The sequence below is a fragment of the Kaistia sp. UC242_56 genome (genome assembly GCF_044452255.1).
In the GTDB taxonomy this organism is placed as follows: domain Bacteria; phylum Pseudomonadota; class Alphaproteobacteria; order Rhizobiales; family Kaistiaceae; genus Kaistia; species Kaistia defluvii_A.
In genome coordinates this window covers 3,247,570-3,268,405 of the sequence record NZ_JBIOAN010000002.1, presented here as the reverse complement: position 1 = coordinate 3,268,405, position 20,836 = coordinate 3,247,570, and the positions used below count along the sequence as shown (strand labels likewise).

Genomic DNA, 20,836 nt, shown 5'->3' with positions numbered 1-20,836 from the left:
ATGCCGAGAATGCTCGCAGCGCAGCATTTTCGCTTTGCCACCGCGCGGTTGACGGCTAAAGCTCGCCGGACCTCCCCTGAAATCTCGTGAACGCGTTCTGAGGGTCCATGTCGGAAGAGCTGACGATCGACAGGCGCGAAGATCGCCAGACGCAGGGCTTGCCGCCGCTTCGCGACGAGAACGACAACGTTTCCACGCCGTTCCTGGAAGCCCTCAGCGAGGCGATCGAGACGGGGAACCAGGAACGCGCCCGCGAGCTGACCGAAGATCTCCATGAATCGGATGTGGGCGCGATCCTCGAGGCGCTTGAGCCCGACCAGCGCCCCGCGCTGATCCAGCTGCTGGGCGAATTCTTCGATTTCACCGCGCTCACCGAACTCGACGAGACGGTGCGCGTCGAGATCCTGGAGGAGTTGCCGTCCGAGACCGTCGCCGAAGGCATGCGGGATCTCGATTCCGACGACGCGGTCTACATTCTCGAAGATCTCGACAAGGCCGACCAGGACGAGATTCTCGCCCAGATCCCGTCCGTCGAACGTCTGGCGCTGAAGCGTGGCCTCGACTATCCGGAAGAGAGCGCCGGCCGGCGCATGCAGACCGAGTTCATCGCCGTGCCGCCCTTCTGGACCGTGGGGCAGACGATCGACTACATGCGCGAAGCCGAGGACCTGCCGGAAGAATTCCACGAAGTCTTCGTCATCGATCCCGGCTATCATCTGCTTGGCACCGTATCGCTCAACCGCCTGCTGCGGACCAAGCGGCCCGTCAAGATCGCCGAGCTAGTCAGCGAGGCGCATCACCTGATCCGCGCCACCGAGGACCAGGAAGAAGCAGCGCGGATGTTCCAGCGCTACAACCTGATCTCGGCCGCCGTCGTCGACGAATCGGACCGGCTGGTCGGTCTCTTGACCATCGACGACATCGTCGACGTCATCCAGGAAGAAGCCGACGAGGACATCAAGCGCCTCGGCGGCGTGGGCGACGAAGAAGTCTCCGACAAGGTCTGGTCGATCGCCAAGAGCCGATTCCCGTGGCTTTTCTTCAATCTCATCACGGCCGTGATGGCGTCCTTCGTCATCGGATTGTTCGAGCATCAGCTGCAGAAGATGGTGGCGCTGGCTGTTCTGATGCCGATCGTCGCCAGTCAGGGCGGCAATGCCGGCACGCAGACCATGACGGTGGCGGTTCGCGCCATCGCGATGCGCGAACTCGGGCCGCATAACGTCCTGCGCGTCATCGGCCGTGAACTGTTGGTCGGCATCTTCAACGGCTTCCTGTTCGCCGCCATCGTCGGCACGATTGCGGTCTACCGCTTCGGCATACTGGACCTGGGATTTGTCATCGCGGCGGCGATGGTGATCAACCTGATCGCCGCCGCCCTTGGAGGCATCCTGATTCCGCTGACGCTGAACCGCTTCAAGATCGACCCGGCGATCGCGTCCAGTTCGTTCGTGACGACAATCACCGATATCGTCGGGTTCTTCTCATTCCTGGGCTTCGCCGCGCTCTGGTTCGGGCTCAGCTAGGCCAAGGCCTGCCGTCGACTGCAGGGGCGGGCAGGTATCGCGAAGCTGCGGCGCCAGCCAGTCCAAGGCCGGGACGATTGATTGCGACCAGTTGATCCAGTCATGCTGACCGGCCCCGATGCGCAGCGTCGTCTTGTAGCCCGCGCGGCGCAGGGCGACGTGCAGGTCCGCGGATCCGGTGATGATGCCGAGCCCGTCGCGGTCGCCGGCCGTGATCCAGAAGCTGGGCTTTTCGGCCAGGCCCGCGTCCTTGGTGATGCGCGGAAACACATTGTCCGCGTTGTAGCGGTGGACATCGAACGGCTTGCCGAAGGCGCCGTCATAATATTCGTCGCCCTTCTTGATGCGGACGGCGTCGTTCGGATCGATTGGCTGCGCGATCGCGCCGGACAGGCTGATCGCGGCGACGAAGCGGTCGGGATGGTCGAGCGCGAACAGGGCCGCGCCATATCCACCCATCGAAAGCCCGCCCACGGCGCGTCCCCCCCGGCAGGCGGCCGTCGGCAGCGTCGTGTCGATCGCCTCGACGAGGTCCGTCGTCAGCGCCGTCTCGACCCTTCCGGCTCCGTCGGGGTCGGTATTGTCGACGAACCAGCTTTCGCCGCCGCCATCGGGCATGACCACGACGAGCGGCGGCAGTTTGCCGGCGGCGATCTCGTCGTCCAGCGTGTGCGCGATCTTGCCATAGTCGAGCCAGTCGAGGTCGCCGCCGCCGCCGCCATGCAGCAGGTAGAGCACCGGCCACCGCGTGCCGGCCTTTGGCTCGGTCGCCGGCTTGTAGAGCGAGTAGGGAATGGGGCGGCCCAGCGAAGGGCTGGGCGCCATCAGGTGGCGCTTGACGATTCCCTGCGCCTGGGCAGCGCCGATCATCCCCGCGCCGCACAGAAAGGCGCGGCAGAGGACGGCGGTCATTCGATGGGGCATGGTAAGGTTCCCGTATCGCCGGAGAGGGCCGGCACGGTGGGATGATATAGAGGCGGCGGTCTCGACGGCATCCTCGGAGCCGTGCTGTCACGCGGACGTGATCGTCCGGCCTGCCGCGTCGCGCCATGTTTCCCGGATGGACAAAATGTGACCGCCTTTGTGCGGCCATTGATCGACTTTGAACGAGAATTCGTTAGACCGGTGCGGGCGAAGCGGACTGCTTCGCTCTATTTCGGATTGCAGAAAGTTGCGGGATTGACGACGAGCGAAATCAGGACCGGAGTCATCGGGCTCGGATATTTCGGTTCCTTCCACGCGCGGCAGCATGCCGCCAATCCAAAGGGCCGGCTTGTGGCCGTGGTGGACGCGGATCGCGCCCGCGCCGAAGCCGTCGCCGCCCAATATGGCACGACGCCGCTGTTCGACCCGCGCGACCTGATCGGCAAGGTCGATGCCGTGTCGATCACCGTTCCGACCTCGCTCCATCATGCGGTAGCTGCCGATTTCATCGACGCCGGCGTGCATGTCCTGATCGAGAAGCCGATCTGCGATACGCCCGAGGCGGCGCGCGACTTGATCGCCCGCGCCGAGGCCAAGGGCGTTGTCCTGCAGATCGGCCACATCGAACGCTTTTCGCCCGTCTTCGGCCTGTTGCGCGACAAGGTGAAGGCGCCGATCACCGTCGAATGCACGCGGATCGGACCCTGGAAGGGCAGGGCCATCGATGTCGACGTCGTGCTGGACCTGATGATCCACGACATCGACCTGGTCCTGGCGCTGGTCGGCTCGAAGGTCGTCGCCGTCGAGGCGATGGGATCTCCCGTGCTGGCGCCGACCAATGATTTCGCGCTCGCGCAGCTTCGTTTCGCCAATGGCGCCGTGGCGCATATCACGGCCAGCCGGATCGCCGATCGGTCAGAGCGCACCATCAAGGTCGTCGAGGCCGATCGCTATTGGGTGGCCGATCTCGCCGCCCGCACCGTCACCTCTTTCGAGCGCGGACATGCCGTTCTTTCGCAGGACGAGATCGCCGTGCCGCCGAGCGACAATCTGGCGCTCGAGATCGATTCGTTCCTCGACGCGGCCGCCGGGCTCGGCCGGCCGCTCGTCGATGGCAAGGCGGGGCTCGAGGCCCTGATCGTTGCCGACATGATCATTCAGCGTATCGGACAGACGTCGCGATCTGGCACGACCGTCCCTATTGGAGACCAGCACTGATGGCCGCTTCCTCCCAACCGACCGTCACGGTCGCTTCCGACCGCATCGGCTTCTTCGATCTGCAGCGCCAGCAGCGCCGGATCCATGACGATGTCCGCAAGCGCATGGACGCGGTGCTGACGCATGGCCAGTTCATCCTCGGGCCGGAAGTCTCCGAACTCGAGGCCAAGCTTGCTACCTTCGCCGGCGTTCCGCATGCGATCGCCGTTTCGAGCGGCCGCGACGCGTTGATGATCGGCCTGATGGCGCTTGGCATCGGACCCGGCGACGCCGTGTTCGTGCCGGCCTTCACCTTTGCCGCCACCGCCGGCGCGGTCTGCTCGGTCAATGCGACGCCGATCTTCGTCGATGTCGATCCGTCGACCTGCAACATGGACCCGGCCGATCTCGACCGCGCCATCGACGAAGTCGTGGCCGAGGGCAAGCTCAAGCCGCGCGTCGTCATGCCGGTCGATCTCTACGGTTTGCCGGCAAACTATGAGGCGATCGGTAAGATCGCTGCCAAGCACGACATGACGGTGTTCTCCGACGCGGCGCAGAGCTTCGGCGGCCGCTCCGGCAACAGCCGCGTTGGCGGCATGGCGCCGATCTCGGCGACCAGTTTCTATCCGACCAAGCCGCTCGGCTGCTATGGCGATGGCGGCGCGATCCTGACCGACAATGACGAGATCGCCGATGCCGTGCGCACGCTGCGCTCGCATGGCCGTCAGGGCACGGGCGACGTCGCCGTGCGCAACGGCATCACCGGCCGCCTCGACACGCTCCAGGCGGCTGTCCTGCTCTCCAAGCTCACCATCTTTGAGGATGAGCTGGAGCGCCGCGACCAGGTCGCGAAGCGCTATGACGCCGCGCTGACCGGGAAGGTCGGTGTGCAGAAGCGACCGTCCGGCTATTTCAGCGCCAACGCGATCTACACGATCACCGTGGACGACCGCGACGCGCTGAAGGCGGCGCTGGACGCGCAGAGCATCGGCAATGCCTTCTTCTACCGTCTTGCGCTGCACCAGCACCCGGCCTTCGCCGAGGCGCCGAAGCGGCCGCTGCCGGTGTCCGAGAAGCTCGCTTCGACCGTCATCAGCCTGCCGATGCATCCGGACCTGACCGACGACGAAGTCGATCGCGTCATTGCTGCCGTGTTGGCAACGGTAGGCTAACAAGCAGGTCCGCTGCCCCCAGGAATTGTTCCTTAAGGGGTTTGGTATATGAGCAGTCCCGCAGCCGGGGAACGAGGGGGCTGCGGGGAAACTTGCATCAGCCATGACCCTGGATGTTTCAACGCTGCTGGTCGTGCTGGCGGTCATGAGCCAGATGGCTGCGCTGTCGCTGGTCACCAACTGGTTCCAGCGCTGGCCTGACCGTCATGTGGTGATGTGGGCGCTCGCGCTGCAGGTCGGCGCTGCCAGTTGCGTCCTTTTGCTGCTGCGTGGGCAGATCCCGGACTTCCTGTCCATCGGCATCGCCAACGCCGGTACACTGGCCGCCCTCGGCATCACCTGGAATGGCGCGCGCGCCTTCAATGGGCGGTCGACGCGCTGGTGGCCGGTTGTGGCCTTCCCGGCGATCTGGATGATCGCCATGGAAGTGCCGGCAATCGGCGACTCTCTCGCGCATCGCATTGCGCTCGGCTCGGTACTGAGCTTGATCTTGTCGCTGATGCTCGCTTGGGAAATCTGGGCGAAGGGCAAGGACCATCTGGTCTGGCGGATGCCATTCGCCTGCGTCCCGGCCCTGCACGCCGTCTTCCTTGTATTTCGCTTCATCGCGGCGCTCACCCTCGACCTGCCGCCGGATCTCCTGGATGGCGGGCCGTTCATCGGCCTCGGCATATTGGAGCCGATCCTCGTCATGTTCGCGGCGACAATCATCGGCCTCCGCCTATCCGACGAGCGGCTCAAGAACATCCTCAAGCGGGCGGCGCTGACCGACGGTTTGACCGGGCTGCTGAACCACGGCGCGTTCATGGATCTGGCCCGCGAGCGCGTCGAGCGCGCCCGTGACCAGAACGAGCTGATCACCCTGCTGCTGTTCGACCTCGACCGGTTCAAGCAGCTGAACGACCGCTATGGCCATGCGGCCGGCGACGAAGCGCTGAAGTTCTTCTCGACGATCGTCCAGCGCTGCGTCACCGAGGCGGATTTCGTCGGGCGAGTGGGCGGCGAGGAGTTCGCGGCCCTGCTGATCGGCTGCGGTGCCGAGCGTGGCCGGCAGGTGGCGGAGCGCATTCGCACCGAGTTCGCCGGCGATCCGATCCGCCATGCCGGGCACAGGATCACCGTCACGGTCAGCGTCGGCGTCATGACGGTCTGCGGCCAGAGGGCCGATTTCGAAAGCCTGATGGTCGCCGCCGACGAGGCGCTCTACGCCGCCAAGCGCGGTGGCCGGGATCTGGTGTTTCAGGCGGCAAGCTGAGCTTGACGCTGTCGCGGCAGCACCCGATGGTAGCCGCCTTATCCCCCCGCGGAGAAATCTCATGCAGACGGTTGAGGCGCATGGCGCCATCTTGCCGGTGATCGGCCTTGGAACCTGGAAGCTCTCGGGAGAAACCGCGAGCATGGCCGTCGCTTCGGCGTTGGAGGCGGGATATCGCCATATCGATACCGCCATCGGCTATGGCAACGAAGCCGAGGTGGGTGAGGGGTTGCGCCGTTCCGGTGTCGCTCGCGACGAGGTCTTCATCACCTCGAAGATCCCGCCGGAGCAATTGGGCGCCGACGACATGATGCGGGCGGCCGAGGCTTCGCTGCGCCGGCTGCGCATCGACCAGCTGGATCTTGTGCTGATCCATTGGCCGAGCCGGGCGCTCTCGGCGGCGGAGACGATCCGGTCCCTGAACCGCGTCAAGCAGCGCGGCCTGGCGCGCCATATCGGCGTCTCCAACTACACCATCCGCCTGCTCGACGAGGCCTGGGCCGCGACCGAGGAGCCGATCGTCGTCAACCAGTGCGAACATCACCCCTATCTCGACCAGTCGAAGCTGCGCGCCGCGACGCGGGCGCACGGCACCGCCTTCGTCGCCTATTGCCCGCTCGGCCAGGCCGATGCGCTGGACGAGCCGGTGATCAAGGATATCGCCGGCCGCTTCGGCCGCACCCCGGCGCAGATCGTGCTGCGCTGGCAGATCCAGAAGGGCTGCGTCGCCATCCCGAAAAGCGCGCACCCCGCGCGCATCAAGCAGAACCTCGACATTGAAGGCTTCGAATTGCCGGAGGCCGACATGGCGGCCATAGACGCGCTCGCGACCGAGGATTCCCGTATCTGCAATTCGGCGTTCTCGCCCGATTGGGATTGATCCGTATCAAGAGCGATTGCCGATGTTTTTCTACGCTGCCAAGCTGGTCTGGTTCTTTCTCCAGCCTTCCGCCGCCCTGATCCTTGCCCTCGCTGCCGGCGTCATTGCCATTGGCTTCGGCGCGGTGCGGGTTGGCGCCGGGTTCGTTCTGCTCGCCGCGATCGGGCTTCTGATCGCCGGGTTTTCGCCACTCGGCGCGGCGCTGATGCTGCCGCTGGAGGATCGGTTCACGCGGGTCGAGCCGGATGGGCCTGTGACGGGCATCCTGGTGCTTGGCGGCGGCATCGACCAGCGGATCGGGGAGGAACGTCAGGCGGTGACGCTGACCGAGGCGGGGGACCGCTTGACCGAAGGCGTGGCCCTGGCGCTGCGCTATCCGGAAGCGCGGCTGGTCTTCACCGGTGGCTCGGACCAGTTCGTGCCGGACGGTCCGTCCGAAGGCGAGGCGGCGCAGCGCTTCTTCCGCGCCATGGGCATTCCTGACAGCCGGGTCACGATCGAGGACCAAAGCCGCGACACGGCCGAGAATGCCCGCCTCAGCAAGGCGCTGCTGGACCCGAAGCCCGGCGAGCGATGGCTGCTCGTCACGTCGGCCTTCCATATGCCGCGATCGATGGGATGCTTCCGGGCAGTCGGCTGGGACGTGCTGCCCTGGCCGACGGATTTCCGCACCAGCGGATCCGGCGATCTCACGCGCTTCGTGTCGCAGCCCTCGGTCGGGCTGCAGCGCGTCGATGTCGCCACCAAGGAGTGGATCGGCCTCGTCGCCTACTGGCTCTCGGGCCGGACCAACGCCCTGTTCCCCAAGCCCTAGATGGCTGCGGCCGGTTCGCCGGCGTCAGCGGCGGGGACAGCCGCCCCGATGCGATAGACGCCCTTGAAATCATGCGGGTCGACCGGCTTGCCCTTGCGCAGGATCGAGGCGCGGCCTTCATCGGCGAGACGGATCGCGACGGCGCGGATCGGCACCATCATCAGGCGCCAGACCTTCTCGTCATTGCCGGCCAGCGCACGCGCGACCTCGGTCGGATCGAGGCTCTTGCCGGCGGGCAGGGAGGAGAGCAGGCCGACCAGGACGGTCTCGATCTGCTCGTGGCTAACTTTCATGTGGGTTCCTGACGCGCTGCGGCGATGACGATCTTGGCCGAATCCGAGAAGAACTGCCGGTGCAGCTGGACGAGCGCCACCACCAGTGTGGTGACGATCAGCGTCCAGCCGTTCACGAACCAGCCCAGATAGCCGATGGAAAAGAAGAAGGCACGGAGGCCGTGGTTGAAGTGGCGACCGGCGGTGATGGTGAAGACCGCTGCGCGCTCGGCTGCCGCGACGGTTTCGGGCTCGGCCGCGTGGGCAGCCGTCGGCGTCGCGCCGATCAAGATCGAGGCATAGTTGAACAGCCGGTACGACCAGCCGAACTTGAAGAAGGCATAGCCGAAGATCAGCATCAGGCCCACGACCTTGGCCTCGAACAGCCCCTTGGGGATGGCTTCGACGATGGCCAGGTCTCGCATGACGCCGTAGACGTGATCGGCCGAATTCAGCATGGCAAAGCAGCCGCCGATCGCTAGCAGGGAGGTCGACGCGAAAAAGGCCGTGCCATTCTGCAGGCCGCTCATGATGCCGGTATCGATCATGCGGAGATCGCGATGCATCATGGTGCGCATCCACTGCCGGCGCTGGATATCCATGGCTGAGGACAGGGTGCGGCCGCTGCCGGCCAGGCGCGTCAGGATCACCGAATAGAGGATCCACGATGTCGCGAAGACGATGATCGCGATGATATCGATCGTGGAAATCTCGATCACGATGCGGTGCTCCCTGCCCACGCCATATCGGCGGCTGCGATCGTGCCAAACCGGCGAGGCCGAGGCAACTCGCGGTTCAGCGCGGCGAGAGCAATCGCGCGATCGGCCGGCGCAGCACCACGGCGACGAACAGGATGACAAGGCCCAGCGCGCCTAGGATCGGTTCGCGGGCAAACATGCCGGCCGCCGTCAGCGCCATGCCGGCGATGATGCCGACCATCGCCACGCGGCTTGCCTTGTCGTCGAGAGAGGGCTTCGGATCGGTCATGTTCGCCTCGTGGTCCGGGGGCGGCACAGCGAGGGCCGGCCGTCGAATGTCCAGTCAGCGCCATGTTCGAGCGCCCTTCACGCTTTCGCGGGACAGGCGGAACGCCTATGCTTAGTTTGCGCCGTTTCCAGACAGGCTCATAGGCCAGTCCGAAGCCGAGCGCCAATTCATCCTTGTGGAAAAATTGCCGCGGCTCCCGCCGCGCTCCCGTTTGAGGACACGTGTTCCGGAATGGCCCTGCATCTCATCAAGCTTTGCGTCGGCGTCGAATCGATTGAGCAGCTGACCGACTGGATCGCGCAGGACATCGCCCGCCAGCGCGGCATGGGGCTCGATCCCGAGGACACGCACACCACGCGCATGATGCCGAAGCGCATTCCCGAGCTGCTGGACGGCGGCTCGCTCTACTGGGTGATCAAGGGTCAGGTGCAGGCACGCCAGCGCCTGCTCGACCTGCAGGCCGTCACCGGCGAGGACGGCATCCAGCGCTGCCGCATCGTGTTCGACCCCGAAGTGGTGCCGACCGAGTGGCAGCCCAAGCGGCCCTTCCAGGGCTGGCGCTACCTGCTGGAGAAGGACGCGCCGCGCGACCTGGCATCGATCGGCGGGGGCGGCGATGAACTGCCTTCCGCCCTGAAGGCCGAACTCGCCGAGCTCGGCCTTCTCTGATCCTCAGACCGCGATGTTGTCGATCAGGCGGGTCTTGCCCAGCCAGGCGGCTGCCAGCATCCGGCGCGGTTCCTTCGCGATGTCCACGATCTCTGCCAGCGTGTCGGCATTGCGCAACACCAGATAATCGACCCGGAAGCCCGCCGCCTCCAGCGTCTCGCGGCCTTCGGCAAGCGCCGCCTCGACGTCCCCGCCGGCCCGGATCGTGCCCGCTGCCTGGCGCATGGCGCGCGAGATCGTCGTCGCGGTCTGCCGCTCCTCGGCCGAGAGATAGGCATTGCGAGAGGAGAGGGCGAGGCCGTCGGGCTCGCGGATGGTCGGCAGGCCGACGATCTCCGTCGGCAGGCGGAGGTCGCGCACCATCTGCCGCACCACCATCAGCTGTTGGTAATCCTTCTCCCCGAACAGGGCGACATCCGGAAAACCGGCGATCAGCAGCTTGGAGACGACGGTCGCGACGCCTGCGAAGAAATGCGGACGGAAGTCCGTCTCCAGGCCGATCGCTGGGCCTGCGAGCGATACGGTCGTCGCATAACCGGCCGGGTACATCTCGTTGGCGTTGGGAGCGAACACGCCTTCGACGCCCAGTTCCGCCAGCTTGGCGACGTCGCTCGCCTCGGTGCGCGGGTAGGAACCGAAATCCTCGGTTGGCGCAAACTGGGTCGGATTGACAAAGATCGTCACGATGATGCGGTCGGCCCGCTCCCGCGCGGCGCGCACGAGTTCCAGATGCCCGCTATGCAGCGCGCCCATGGTGGGCACCATGCCAACGCAAAGGCCTTCGTGTCGCCATGCGGCAGCAGCGGAGCGCAGGTCGTCGACGGTACGGTAGATGATCGGGCTGGCAGGCATGGCATGTCCTTGTTGCGCAGCGCGGCGGCCATCATGCCTTGCGATCGCAGAGGCGGCGGTGGCAACCGTGCCGCGACTGTCTAGCAAATCACGCAGCCATCATCCATTGCGGCGCGGGCCCTTGCCGCGCGGGAGACTTGCCCGCAATAGAGAGGAGAGGGCCGGAAGGAATCGGCCGGTTTGGAGTGCCGATGGGCCTGATTATCCCGTTTCTGGGCGTGCTCGCCGTATCGATCGGAATCGCGTTTCTGTTCGGAGGCGAGAAGGGGGCGCATGCCTTGGGCCGTGCCGTGCGTCGCGGCGCGGCGGGCGCGCTGATCTCGACGGGGATCTTTACCGCCGCCACCGGGCGGCTGGGCGCGGGCATCCCGCTGCTGGCGATCGGCCTCTGGCTGCTCAAGCCGAAGATTCTCGAAACGATGAAGCCATGGATCGAGGCGGGCCAAGTCAGGCAAGGCCGCTTTGCCGGTCGGGCGCTTCAGAGCTTGAGCCCCGATGAGCTGGTGGTTCTCTATTCCGAAGTCGCGGGCAGGGCCCGCGACCGCGCCTTACTCGAAGCTTATCTCGACCGCCGCATTCCCGGTTGGCGTGAACACGTCGAGAGTGACCCGGCAGGCAGGTCGCGCCGCACGGCGCGCGCGGGCGCCATGACAGATGAGCAGGCCTACCAGATCCTTGGCCTTTCGGCCGGCGCTTCCGAGGCCGAAATCAGAACGGCCTACCGACGGCTGATGAAACGCGTCCATCCCGACCAGGGAGGATCGACGTTCTTGGCCGCCCAAATCAACGAGGCGAAGGAAAGACTCCTCGGCGGACATCGCTAGCTCCCAGACGCAGGTACAAAAAAGGAGGGCGAAATTCTGGTACGCGGCCGCCCGTTACTGACGGACGGCAAGGCAGGACACATCGCGCTTCGTCAGGTATGCGCAAACGGCGCGGGCCTGATCCTTGTTGTCGAACCCGGCGAAGCGGGCGCGGTAGAGGGTCGAGGCGCCCTTGGCGACGGGTTCGACGCTGGGCGTTGCACTGGCCAGCATCTTGCCTGCCTTGGACTTGGCGCGGTCCAGCATCAGCTTGGCGCCGTCTTCGTCGGGTGCGGCGGCAATCTGGATCTTCCAGCCATCGGCGATTTCAGCGGTCGGCGCAGCGGAAGCGGCGATGCTTCCGGTGAAGCTGTCGCCCGAATCGTCGTCGGCGGTAGGGACGGGCTGGACGATGGCGGCCGTCTTGACGGACGGGCGGCTGATCGGCTTGCCGGCCGGGCCGGTCTGGAAAACCATGCGCGGTCCGCGGGCGGCGGCGGGCTCGATCGGCTCCGGCGCATAGGCCTGAACGGAGACGGGCTCCTCATCCTCGACATCGGCGACCTGGACCGGGGCGGGCGCCGGGATCGGAGCAGCCTTCGCCAGCGGCAGGGGCTTGGCGAGCGGCATGGCCTTGGCAAGCGGGGTGGCGACGGCCGCGACGACGACCGGCTCCGCGCGGGCAGGACGAGCGGCAGGGACCGGTGCGGGGGTAGGTGCCGCGACGACGACTTCGGTCTCGACATCGTCGACATCCGCGGCCGGCGCATTCTGGGCGCGGGCGAACAGCGAGCGCGACTTGGCCGGGCCGGCATAGGCGACGGGCAGGTATTTCTCGAGCATCGTGGCCATCTGCTTGTCGCGGGCCGCGCCGGTGTTGCCGCCCATGACGGTCGCGACCAGAGCGCGGTTGTCGCGCTTCACGGACGAAACGAGATTGTAGCCCGAGGCATTGGTGTAGCCGGTCTTGATGCCGTCGACGCCATTGACGCGACCGAGCAGGCGGTTGTGACCGTTGATGACGCGGCCGTTGTAGACGAAGCTCTTGGTCGCGAAGAACTTGTAATAGCGAGGATAGCGGTCCTGCAGCGCGCGGCCGAGGGTCGCCATGTCGCGCGCCGTCGACCACTGACCGTCATTGGGCAGGCCGGAGGCGTTGCGGAACGTGGTGCGGCTCATGCCGATCGACCGGGCGGTGCGGGTCATGCGCTGGGCAAAGGCGGCTTCAGAGCCTGAAAGATTTTCGGCGATGACCACGGCGGCGTCATTGGCCGAGCGCGTGATCAGGCCGAGCATGGCGTCGCGGACGGCGATCGTCGAACCGGGCTTGAGGCCCAGCTTCGTCGGTCGCTGGCGCGAGGCGAATTCGGAAACGCGAAGTCGGGACGACATGGTGAGCCGGCCGCTCTCCAGCTCGCCGAACAGCAGATAGAGCGTCATCATCTTGGTGAGGGAGGCGGGGCGACGCAGCGCGTCGGGCTCCTTCGAGTACAAGACCTTGCCGGTCTTGGCATCGACGACGATGGATGAGTTGGGCGCTGCGGCGGCTTCCACGGTGACCGCGGTCAACGCCACGCCGGCGACAAGAATGCCCGCCAGAGCGCGCCGAACCGAGCGGACGCAATGCCGGCCGAGGGGGTTCAGGCCCATCAACATGTGAGTGATCTCTCCGCGTCTCGCAGAACCGGAGCGTTAACTCCGGCAGTGCCCAATTACCAACTGACCCCAAGACCGGAACTTTTTTGAGGCAAGAATGGCGGTTCTGGAATTTTGCCGCCGACGGACCGAAATGGCGGCCGCCTGCGCTTTCGTTCCATATTTCCATTCCGGGCCCCAGAAAGCGCGCTCGCGCCAATTCGGCGTGGCTTTCCGGCCTGATGAATGGAAGCTAAGGAAACGCCGTTACGAATCCGTAAAAATCAGGGGGCCGGTTCGGGTCCCGTTTTGGGGCTGGCGCGGCCTGCCGCAGCGTCGCGCTCGCCATGCCGCAATTGTGCGGTGCAACAAAATTTCTTGACTCCGGCCCCGGGCTGCCTGAACGTGCTCCGTATTGAACCCGCTATGGCGCGGGGTTCTTACGCGGAGGGCCTTTCTTTGATCCAGGATTTCGAGGGCATGCAGAAGGCAAGCAAGGAAAGCGTCGATCTCGCGATGAAGAGCTTCGGCTCGATGAGCCAGGGCCTCCAGGCGATCGCGGTCGAAGCGGCGGATTATTCGAAGAAGAGCTTCGAGACCGGCTCCGCGGCGCTCGAAAAGATCCTTTCCTCAAGCAGCGTCGAGAAGGCCGTCGAGGCGCAGAGCGAATACGTCAAGACCGCCTATGAAGGCTATGTCGATCAGATGTCGAAGTTCGGCGCGATGATGACGGAGATGACCCGCGACGCCTACAAGCCGTTCGAAGGGCTGTTCGGAAAATTCCCGAGCTAAGCGTCACCGCTTCTAAGAAATTCGAGCCCGGCCTTCGCGCCGGGCTTTTTGTTGGTGAGGCGGGCGGCGTTCCGCTCGCCGCCGGCGGCCGGCTAGTCCATTTCTTCCGGAAGGCTTCCGAAGCGGGCGAGGGTCACCGGTTCGCCGTAGTCGCCCATCTCCGCGTCGACGGCGATCTGGAAGGCGATCACCCCGGCGCGCGAGTCCGACAATTTTTCTGCGCGCTGCTTGGCATTTTCGGCCGAACTGGCGGCGACCGCCGGTTCTGCTTCCAGCTTCCCGCGCTTGTTCAGGCGGTAGGGCTGCACGATATACTGTGTGGTAACGGCCATTCAGGCTCCGATCCATTCCGCGTCGGGTTCGACCGGCAGGCTGAGATAGGACCGAAACCGATGCGATGTCCATGCGTCGGACCGGCTGCACTTCCATCGGTGAGAAGCCTCCCCATATAAAGCCTCGACACCTCTCCCGCCTGTCTGGCGAGCGGTAGCGCGGATCCTCGAAATGAGCGATTGCGCTGCAGCGTGATTATCGGCAGGATTCCGTTTTAGCGACGTATCGATCGAACCATATGAGCAAAGAACCTCGTCGTTCCGATGATGGCGACAACGACATTGGCGTCGTCACCAAAACACGGCCGAAAATCAAACGGCCGAACCTGTATCGCGTTCTGCTTTTGAACGACGACTACACGCCGATGGAATTCGTCGTGCATGTCGTCGAGCGGTTCTTCAACAAGAACCGGGAAGAGGCGACGCAGATCATGCTGCATGTGCATCAGCATGGTGTGGGGGAGTGTGGTGTCTTCACCTATGAAGTGGCCGAGACCAAGGTCACCCAGGTGATGGATTTCGCGCGCAAACACCAACATCCGCTGCAATGCGTGATGGAAAGGAAGTGAGGTCCTAACGTGCCGTCATTCTCCAGAAGCCTCGAAAAGGCCCTCCACCAGGCGCTCGCCTTCGCGAACGAACGCCATCAAGAGTACGCGACACTCGAACATCTCCTGCTCGCTCTGATCGAAGATCAGGACGCGGCTGCCGTCATGCGTGCCTGCAATGTCGATCTCGACATGCTGAAGCGCAGCCTCATCGATTACATCGATACGGAACTGGCCAATCTGGCGCATGGCCCCGAGGAAGACTCGAAGCCGACCGCCGGGTTCCAGCGCGTCATCCAGCGCGCCGTCATCCATGTTCAGTCGTCCGGCCGTGAGGAAGTCACCGGCGCCAACGTTCTCGTCGCCATCTTCGCCGAGCGCGAAAGCCATGCCGCCTACTTCCTGCAGGAGCAGGACATGACCCGCTACGACGCGGTCAACTACATCTCGCACGGCATCGCCAAGCGCGCCGGCATGAGCGAGAGCCGGCCGGTCCACGGCGTCGACGACGACGCGGCCACGGTCGACAGCCGCGAAGAAAACAAGAAGAAGGCTGACGCGCTGGATGCTTATTGCGTCAACCTCAACGAGAAGGCGAAGAAGGGCAAGATCGACCCGCTGATCGGCCGCGACATCGAAATCGCGCGCACGATCCAGGTCCTCTGCCGCCGTCAGAAGAACAATCCGCTCTTCGTCGGCGACCCGGGCGTGGGCAAGACCGCGATCGCCGAAGGCCTGGCCAAGCGCATCGTCGAGGGCGACGTCCCCGACGTGCTGGCCGGTTCGACCATCTTCTCGCTCGACATGGGCACGCTGCTCGCCGGAACCCGCTATCGCGGCGATTTCGAAGAGCGGCTGAAGCAGGTCGTCAAGGAGATCGAGGAATATCCGGGTTCGATCCTGTTCATCGACGAGATCCATACCGTCATCGGTGCGGGCGCCACGTCGGGCGGGGCGATGGATGCCTCCAACCTGCTGAAGCCGGCCCTGGCCGGCGGCGCGATCCGCTGCATCGGCTCGACCACCTACAAGGAATACCGGCAGTTCTTCGAGAAGGACCGGGCGCTCGTCCGGCGCTTCCAGAAGATCGACGTCAACGAGCCGACGATCCCCGATGCGATCGAGATCCTGAAGGGGCTGAAGCCCTATTTCGAGGACTTCCACCGCGTCCGCTACACCAACGACGCGATCAAGTCGGCGGTCGAACTTTCGGCCCGCTACATCCATGACCGCAAGTTACCGGACAAGGCGATCGACGTGATCGACGAGACCGGCGCCTCGCAGATGCTGATCCCGGAGAACCGCCGGAAGAAGACCATTGGCGTCAAGGAGATCGAGGACACCATCGCCACCATGGCGCGGATCCCGCCCAAGACGGTGTCGAAGGACGACCAGGAAGTGCTGAAGAGCCTGGAGACGACGCTGAAGCGCGTCGTGTACGGGCAGGACAGCGCCATCGCCCAGGTCACCTCGGCGATCAAGCTGGCGCGTGCCGGCCTGCGCGAACCGGAGAAGCCGATCGGCTCCTATTTGTTTGCGGGACCGACCGGCGTCGGCAAGACCGAAGTCGCCAAGCAACTGGCGGCGAGCCTCGGCGTCGAACTGATCCGCTTCGACATGTCCGAATATATGGAGCGCCACACGGTCTCGCGGCTGATTGGTGCGCCTCCCGGCTATGTCGGCTTCGACCAGGGCGGCCTGCTGACCGACGGCGTCGACCAGCATCCGCATTGCGTGCTGCTGCTCGACGAAATCGAGAAGGCGCATCCGGACCTGTTCAACATCCTGTTGCAGGTCATGGATCACGGCAAGCTGACCGACCACAACGGCAAGCAGGTCGATTTCAGGAACGTCATCCTGATCATGACCACCAATGCCGGCGCGGCCGATCTCGCCAAGCCCGCCATCGGCTTCAAGTCGACGACGCGCGACCCCGACGACCAGGAGGCGATCAACCGCCTGTTCGCCCCGGAGTTCCGCAACCGGCTCGACGCGATCGTCCAGTTCGGCAATCTGCCGATCGAGGTCGTGCACAATGTTGTGCAGAAGTTCGTGCTCCAGTTGGAGGCCCAGTTGGCCGACCGCGGCGTCACCTTCGATCTCTCGCCCGAGGCGGTCGATTGGCTCGCGCACAAGGGTTACGATCGGCAGATGGGCGCTCGCCCGCTTGGCCGCGTGATCCAGCAGTACATCAAGCAGCCGCTGGCTGACGAAGTGCTGTTCGGCAAGCTGCGCAAGGGCGGTACGGTCAAGATCACGGTCGAGACCAGGGAGAACGGCGAGACCGGACTGCATCTCGACCCGATCGAGGATGGTCCGGTGACGCCGAAGCCCGAGCCCGAGGAGCCGAAGGCCAAGGCGAAGCCGCGTCGCAAGGCGGCCAGCGCCAAGAAGGCGGCCCCGGAAGCGCCCACGACGCCGCCGAAGCGTGGTGGCCTGGTGCCCAAGGTGCCGCTGAAGACGGAGTGATCCGTCCAGCCTGAACCGAGATGAAAGCGAGGCGCAGAGATGCGCCTCGCTTTTTTTATGCCGTCTGGCTCGCCGGAAGGAAGGCTTCGGCGCCGGTCAGCTTGTCGGGATTGCGCATGCTGTAGATCGCGGCAATGCGGCCGTCCTCGATCTCCAGCGCGATTGCCTGGAGCGTCCCGAACGGATCGAGAGCGACGAAGCCGGGCAGTCCGTTGATGCGCAGCGGGCCGGACCAGATCGAGCTCGCATGGGCCCCCGGCTTCTGGGCGACGCCGGCGAAGAAGCGGCCGATCTTGTCGGCGCCATAGATGATGTTGAGCGTCGCGGGGCGCTTGCCGCCGCCATCGCCATGCAGGCGGGCGGCGTCCGCCAGCAGGTCGCGCAGCGCCGAAGCGTCGCCGCTGCTGGTCGCCAGGAAGAAGGCGGTCGTAAGCCGGTTCGCTTCCTCGGCATCGACCGCATAGCGCTGCCTGGTTTCGCCGACATGGCCCCGGGCGCGAACCAGCAATTGCCGGCATGCCGCCTCCGTCCGGTCCAGCGCATCGGCCAGTTCGTCGAATTCCATCTCGAAGATGTCGTGCAGGATGAACGCGGCGCGCTCGAGCGGCGACAGCCGTTCCAGTGCCAGCATCAGGGCCACGGGCGCGTCGATCTGGTCGTCGATGGAACCGGTGCGGGGCAGGTCGATCGGCTCGATCACGGGCTCCGGCAGCCACTGTCCGACATAGCTCTCGCGCCGGGCCCGCGCGGATTTCATCATGTCGAGGCAGAGCCGGGTGACGATTTTGCCGAGCCAGGCCCGCGGGCTGGCCAAGGCGGTCGGTTCGGCGCCGTGCCAGCGCAGGAAGGCGTCCTGCACGATGTCCTGGGCGTCGGAAAGCGAGCCGAGCATGCGGTAGGCAAGCCCGGTCAGGAAGCGTCTGTGCTGTTCGAACTCGGCGGTGGACGCGTCGACCATCGCTTTCCCTTGATGTCAGTGTCTCCCCGGCCTGCATCCGCTGGCGCAGGCCGGGGAGGGATCGTCACGCCGCCTCTTGCGCGGCAGCCTTGCGGTCGTTCGGGTGAACGGTGCGGAAGCCGACCGCGAAGCGGTTCCAAGTGTTGATGATGCCGATCAGGAGCGTCAGCTCGACCTGTTCCTTCGCCGAGAACGCGGCCTGAACCAGTTCATAGTCGTCATCCGGCGCGCGTGTCTCCGCGACCAGCGTCAGCGCCTCCGTCCAGGCGAGGGCGGCGCGCTCGCGCTTGGTATAGAGCAGCGACTCGCGCCAGGCGCTGAGCAGGTAGATCCGCTCCTCGGTCTCGCCATGCTTGCGCGCGTCGGCCGTGTGCATGTGCAGGCAATTGGCGCAGCCATTGATCTGCGAAGCGCGGATCTTCACCAGTTCCTGCAGGCTGTGCTCCAGGCTGCTCGCGGCGAGCTTGCCGCTCAGTTCGATCATCGCCTTGACGGCTTCCGGGGCGGCGGCGAAGGCGTTCAGTCTCTCGTGCATGATGGGTTCTCCCTGGATACGGAGACAAGACGAGACAGGCCGAACGCCTGTGACATGCCGCCCGCGAATTATTTCGTGTTGAGCGCCGCGCGGACGCGGTCGGCATTCTCGGCCAGGATTTCCGGCTTCTCCATCGCGCCCGTATGCGGGTGCAGCGGCTCGCCCTCGAAGCGCGGGATGATGTGGAAATGCAGGTGGAAGACCGTCTGGCCGGCCGCCGGCTCGTTGAATTGCATGATCGTCACGCCATCCGCCGCGAAGGCGAGCTTGGCGGCGCGGGCGAGCTTCTGCACGATCGCGATCAGGCGCGCCAACACGGCGGGATCCGCGTCGAGCATATTGCGCGAGGGCGTCTTGGGCAGGACGAGCAAGTGGCCGGGGCCCTGCGGCATGACATCCATGAAAGCGATCGTCTCGGCGTCCTCGTAGACGCGCTGCGACGGGATCTCGCCGCGCAGAATCCGGGCGAAGATGTTGGTGTCGTCATACGGGGTCATGCGGATCTCCGGTCGTTGTGGTTCCGTTCGATCAGGCCCGTTCCGGCACGGCCGAGGCCTGCGGTGTCGCCTTGCCGAGCTCGATCAGGCCCTGGTCGATCAGGGTACGGTGAAAACGGTTCTTACGCTCCGATGGCGTTGCGATATAGAGCGCGCCGCACTCGTCGATGAGACTGGCACGCGTCGCCGAGACGGCATCGAGGGGAAGGCCCGAGGCCTGCAGGGCGACAGTGCCCAGCATGGCGATGTCGAGCTGCGCCGGTACGCTGTCGAGCTTTGGCTCGAAGTGGATGCCCTCGATCGCGTAGAAGGTCTCGAACTGGCGCGGATCGTCGGGGGCGATGCCGCGCGCCTCCTCGATGGCGCGCGTCAGCGTCGGCTGGTGGTCGCCATAGCGCACGATCAGCATCGGCCGGCCGGGATAACGCCGCTTCAGCGCCGCCTTGAAGGCCGCGTAGCTCTCTGCCGTCTCCGTCAGGCGCGCGTAATACTCGCCGTAGTTCGCATCGGGCAGGGCGGCAGTCGCGAAACGGCGCTCGTCTTCATATTGGCCTGCGGGCACCAGGCGCGTCTCGTGCGGGCCGTGGTTGAAATTGGTCAGCGCCATCAGGAAACGCGGAGCCGGATCGCGGTCGATTGAACGCTCCAGCGCCCCGCGCGTCGCCGCGAAAAAGGCAGCGTCGGAATTGTTGACTTCGAAGGTGGCGAGGTCGAAAGGCGGCGGAAAATCGTCGGAGAAGACGCGCTCCGCGACGCCGATGCCGGCATAGAAGGCGTTGTAGTTCATGAACTCGCGCCGGCAGCTGGTGGACAGCATTGTGCGGTAGCCGAGCTGGGCGAGTTCGCTCGGCAGCGAGTGGCGGAAGCGGCCCACGCCCTTCTTGAACAGGAAATAGGAATCCGGCCCGAAGCTGGCAGAGGACAGGCCCGTCAGCAGGCTGAATTCTGTCTGCCACGACCCGCCGCCATAGATGTCGACATGCAGCGTGCCGTGGAGCGCATCCTTTGGCGTCAGGAATTCTGCGATCCGATCGTCGACGGGCAGGCCGAAAAGGCGTGGATCGAACACGGATTCGTGCTGGATGACGATGATATCCGGCCGGATATCGCTGCGCGCAGCGATCGGCGCGGCCAGGGGAAGCGGCGTCGCGGCGACGTCCAGCATGCGCAGGCCGCCGGTCGGCCACCAGCTTGCGACATCCACCAGCGAAGCGATGAAGAACGAGAAGAAGCGCTTCTGCTGCGTCACGTCGGTGCGATAGGCCGTGCCGCCATTCGCCCGCCAGAGCGCGTAGAGCGCCGCTGCAGTCCCCCCTAGAAGCAGCAGCCGCGCGGCGAGGGAATAGGGCGCTCCGCGAACCAGAGCCAGCGTCGCCAGCGCGGAGAGACCGAGCAGAATGGCGCCGGCAATGGTGAGCGTGGCCGTGCGCCGGTATTGCCGTAGCATGAAGGGGATGGTGCCGGCGAAGGTCAAGGCGAGGTCGGCGACCGCGAGCTTCATGCCGCTGTGATGATGCTTGACGGCGGATGCCCCGACGATGGTGAGGGCCAGGATCAGGGCAAGCAGCGTGGCCCGCTCCTCGTCCCCGGTGACGAGCAGGAAGCAGGCGGTCACGAAGGCAAAGGCGAGCAGCGCGAAGGCCGGCCGCGTTGCTTGCCGTTCGGTCACGAGCAGGATGGCCGCGGCCCCGACCCAGAGAAGAATCGCTGTCATGA

Annotated in this window: 22 protein-coding genes; 11 read left to right on the top strand and 11 right to left on the bottom strand. The window is 65.3% G+C overall.

All coding sequences use genetic code 11. The features are described 5' to 3' along the window. Nucleotides 1-107 precede the first annotated feature (107 nt). Entirely contained in the window at nucleotides 108-1,526 is a 1,419-nt protein-coding gene (gene mgtE / locus ACHMWQ_RS18035; protein WP_396308538.1) for a magnesium transporter, read from the top strand. Here the strand turns inward: mgtE and ACHMWQ_RS18030 are convergent. Then, nucleotides 1,485-2,450, bottom strand: coding sequence for an alpha/beta hydrolase (locus ACHMWQ_RS18030; protein ID WP_396308537.1), 966 nt, complete (start codon nucleotides 2,448-2,450; stop codon nucleotides 1,485-1,487). The two genes, mgtE and ACHMWQ_RS18030, sit on opposite strands and share 42 nt — an antisense overlap. 255 nt (nucleotides 2,451-2,705) lie before the next feature. Between ACHMWQ_RS18030 and ACHMWQ_RS18025 the strand changes: the two genes are divergently transcribed. The 5 genes from ACHMWQ_RS18025 to ACHMWQ_RS18005 all read left to right on the top strand — a co-directional run bounded on the left by ACHMWQ_RS18025 (nucleotide 2,706) and on the right by ACHMWQ_RS18005 (nucleotide 7,771). Next, nucleotides 2,706-3,668: a Gfo/Idh/MocA family oxidoreductase gene (locus ACHMWQ_RS18025; RefSeq protein ID WP_396308536.1), complete on the top strand. Its 963-nt coding sequence runs from the start codon at nucleotides 2,706-2,708 to the stop codon at nucleotides 3,666-3,668. After that, nucleotides 3,668-4,822 (top strand): DegT/DnrJ/EryC1/StrS family aminotransferase, encoded by a 1,155-nt coding sequence (locus ACHMWQ_RS18020; RefSeq protein ID WP_396308535.1) that lies wholly within the window; start codon nucleotides 3,668-3,670, stop codon nucleotides 4,820-4,822. The genes ACHMWQ_RS18025 and ACHMWQ_RS18020 overlap by 1 nt, the downstream gene beginning before the upstream one ends. A 103-nt stretch (nucleotides 4,823-4,925) precedes the next feature. Beyond that, nucleotides 4,926-6,077, top strand: coding sequence for a GGDEF domain-containing protein (locus tag ACHMWQ_RS18015; protein ID WP_396308534.1), 1,152 nt, complete (start codon nucleotides 4,926-4,928; stop codon nucleotides 6,075-6,077). 61 nt (nucleotides 6,078-6,138) lie between these two features. Further along, nucleotides 6,139-6,957 carry an aldo/keto reductase gene (locus tag ACHMWQ_RS18010; protein ID WP_396308533.1) on the top strand — a complete coding sequence of 273 codons (819 nt, stop codon included), beginning with the start codon at nucleotides 6,139-6,141 and terminating at the stop codon, nucleotides 6,955-6,957. A 22-nt stretch (nucleotides 6,958-6,979) separates the two neighbouring features. Then, complete coding sequence (locus tag ACHMWQ_RS18005) at nucleotides 6,980-7,771, top strand: YdcF family protein (protein WP_396308532.1); 792 nt, start codon at nucleotides 6,980-6,982, stop codon at nucleotides 7,769-7,771. Here the strand turns inward: ACHMWQ_RS18005 and ACHMWQ_RS18000 are convergent. The 3 genes from ACHMWQ_RS18000 to ACHMWQ_RS17990 all read right to left on the bottom strand — a co-directional run bounded on the left by ACHMWQ_RS18000 (nucleotide 7,768) and on the right by ACHMWQ_RS17990 (nucleotide 9,030). After that, nucleotides 7,768-8,064 (bottom strand): DUF3253 domain-containing protein, encoded by a 297-nt coding sequence (locus ACHMWQ_RS18000; RefSeq protein ID WP_396308531.1) that lies wholly within the window; start codon nucleotides 8,062-8,064, stop codon nucleotides 7,768-7,770. The two genes, ACHMWQ_RS18005 and ACHMWQ_RS18000, sit on opposite strands and share 4 nt — an antisense overlap. Continuing rightward, entirely contained in the window at nucleotides 8,061-8,762 is a 702-nt protein-coding gene (locus ACHMWQ_RS17995) for a DUF599 domain-containing protein (protein WP_396308530.1), read from the bottom strand. Before ACHMWQ_RS17995 ends, ACHMWQ_RS18000 begins: the two co-directional genes overlap by 4 nt. Nucleotides 8,763-8,838: 76 nt before the next feature. Beyond that, the gene (locus ACHMWQ_RS17990) at nucleotides 8,839-9,030 is read right to left on the bottom strand and encodes a hypothetical protein (RefSeq protein ID WP_396308529.1); all 192 of its coding nucleotides are present in this window, start codon (nucleotides 9,028-9,030) and stop codon (nucleotides 8,839-8,841) included. A gap of 231 nt (nucleotides 9,031-9,261) precedes the next feature. Between ACHMWQ_RS17990 and ACHMWQ_RS17985 the strand changes: the two genes are divergently transcribed. Then, a complete protein-coding gene (locus tag ACHMWQ_RS17985; protein WP_396308528.1) occupies nucleotides 9,262-9,699 on the top strand; it encodes a DUF1489 family protein in 438 nt (145 codons plus the stop codon). Nucleotides 9,700-9,702: 3 nt separating this feature from the next. Here the strand turns inward: ACHMWQ_RS17985 and panC are convergent, their stop codons facing one another. Beyond that, entirely contained in the window at nucleotides 9,703-10,551 is an 849-nt protein-coding gene (panC, locus tag ACHMWQ_RS17980) for a pantoate--beta-alanine ligase (protein ID WP_396308527.1), read from the bottom strand. A 191-nt stretch (nucleotides 10,552-10,742) separates the two neighbouring features. On the opposite strand from panC, the gene ACHMWQ_RS17975 reads away from it, so the two are divergent. Next, nucleotides 10,743-11,375: a DnaJ domain-containing protein gene (locus tag ACHMWQ_RS17975; protein ID WP_354549946.1), complete on the top strand. Its 633-nt coding sequence runs from the start codon at nucleotides 10,743-10,745 to the stop codon at nucleotides 11,373-11,375. Between the two features lie 54 nt (nucleotides 11,376-11,429). Here ACHMWQ_RS17975 and ACHMWQ_RS17970 read toward each other — a convergent pair whose 3' ends face one another. Then, nucleotides 11,430-13,010: a serine hydrolase gene (locus ACHMWQ_RS17970; protein ID WP_396308526.1), complete on the bottom strand. Its 1,581-nt coding sequence runs from the start codon at nucleotides 13,008-13,010 to the stop codon at nucleotides 11,430-11,432. A gap of 459 nt (nucleotides 13,011-13,469) precedes the next feature. Here ACHMWQ_RS17970 and ACHMWQ_RS17965 point away from each other — a divergent pair, with 459 nt between their 5' ends. After that, nucleotides 13,470-13,781, top strand: a complete 312-nt coding sequence (locus tag ACHMWQ_RS17965) for a phasin family protein (RefSeq protein ID WP_396308525.1) — start codon at nucleotides 13,470-13,472, stop codon at nucleotides 13,779-13,781. A gap of 92 nt (nucleotides 13,782-13,873) precedes the next feature. On the opposite strand, the gene ACHMWQ_RS17960 is transcribed toward ACHMWQ_RS17965, so the two are convergent. Beyond that, nucleotides 13,874-14,113 (bottom strand): hypothetical protein, encoded by a 240-nt coding sequence (locus tag ACHMWQ_RS17960; RefSeq protein WP_354549942.1) that lies wholly within the window; start codon nucleotides 14,111-14,113, stop codon nucleotides 13,874-13,876. 239 nt (nucleotides 14,114-14,352) lie between these two features. Between ACHMWQ_RS17960 and clpS the strand changes: the two genes are divergently transcribed. Further along, entirely contained in the window at nucleotides 14,353-14,682 is a 330-nt protein-coding gene (clpS, locus tag ACHMWQ_RS17955; RefSeq protein WP_266332829.1) for an ATP-dependent Clp protease adapter ClpS, read from the top strand. Between the two features lie 9 nt (nucleotides 14,683-14,691). Next, complete coding sequence (gene clpA / locus ACHMWQ_RS17950) at nucleotides 14,692-17,130, top strand: ATP-dependent Clp protease ATP-binding subunit ClpA (protein WP_396308524.1); 2,439 nt, start codon at nucleotides 14,692-14,694, stop codon at nucleotides 17,128-17,130. Between the two features lie 55 nt (nucleotides 17,131-17,185). On the opposite strand, the gene ACHMWQ_RS17945 is transcribed toward clpA, so the two are convergent. The 4 genes from ACHMWQ_RS17945 to ACHMWQ_RS17930 form a co-directional block, all read right to left on the bottom strand. Next, the gene (locus tag ACHMWQ_RS17945) at nucleotides 17,186-18,088 is read right to left on the bottom strand and encodes a sigma-70 family RNA polymerase sigma factor (RefSeq protein ID WP_396308523.1); all 903 of its coding nucleotides are present in this window, start codon (nucleotides 18,086-18,088) and stop codon (nucleotides 17,186-17,188) included. A 64-nt stretch (nucleotides 18,089-18,152) separates the two neighbouring features. Continuing rightward, on the bottom strand, nucleotides 18,153-18,623 hold the full coding sequence (locus ACHMWQ_RS17940; protein ID WP_396308522.1) for a carboxymuconolactone decarboxylase family protein: 471 nt from the start codon (nucleotides 18,621-18,623) through the stop codon (nucleotides 18,153-18,155). A gap of 68 nt (nucleotides 18,624-18,691) precedes the next feature. Next, nucleotides 18,692-19,120 carry an HIT family protein gene (locus ACHMWQ_RS17935; protein WP_396308521.1) on the bottom strand — a complete coding sequence of 143 codons (429 nt, stop codon included), beginning with the start codon at nucleotides 19,118-19,120 and terminating at the stop codon, nucleotides 18,692-18,694. A 31-nt stretch (nucleotides 19,121-19,151) separates the two neighbouring features. Next, a complete protein-coding gene (locus tag ACHMWQ_RS17930; protein WP_396308520.1) occupies nucleotides 19,152-20,834 on the bottom strand; it encodes a sulfatase-like hydrolase/transferase in 1,683 nt (560 codons plus the stop codon). Between the last annotated feature and the right edge of the window lie 2 nt (nucleotides 20,835-20,836).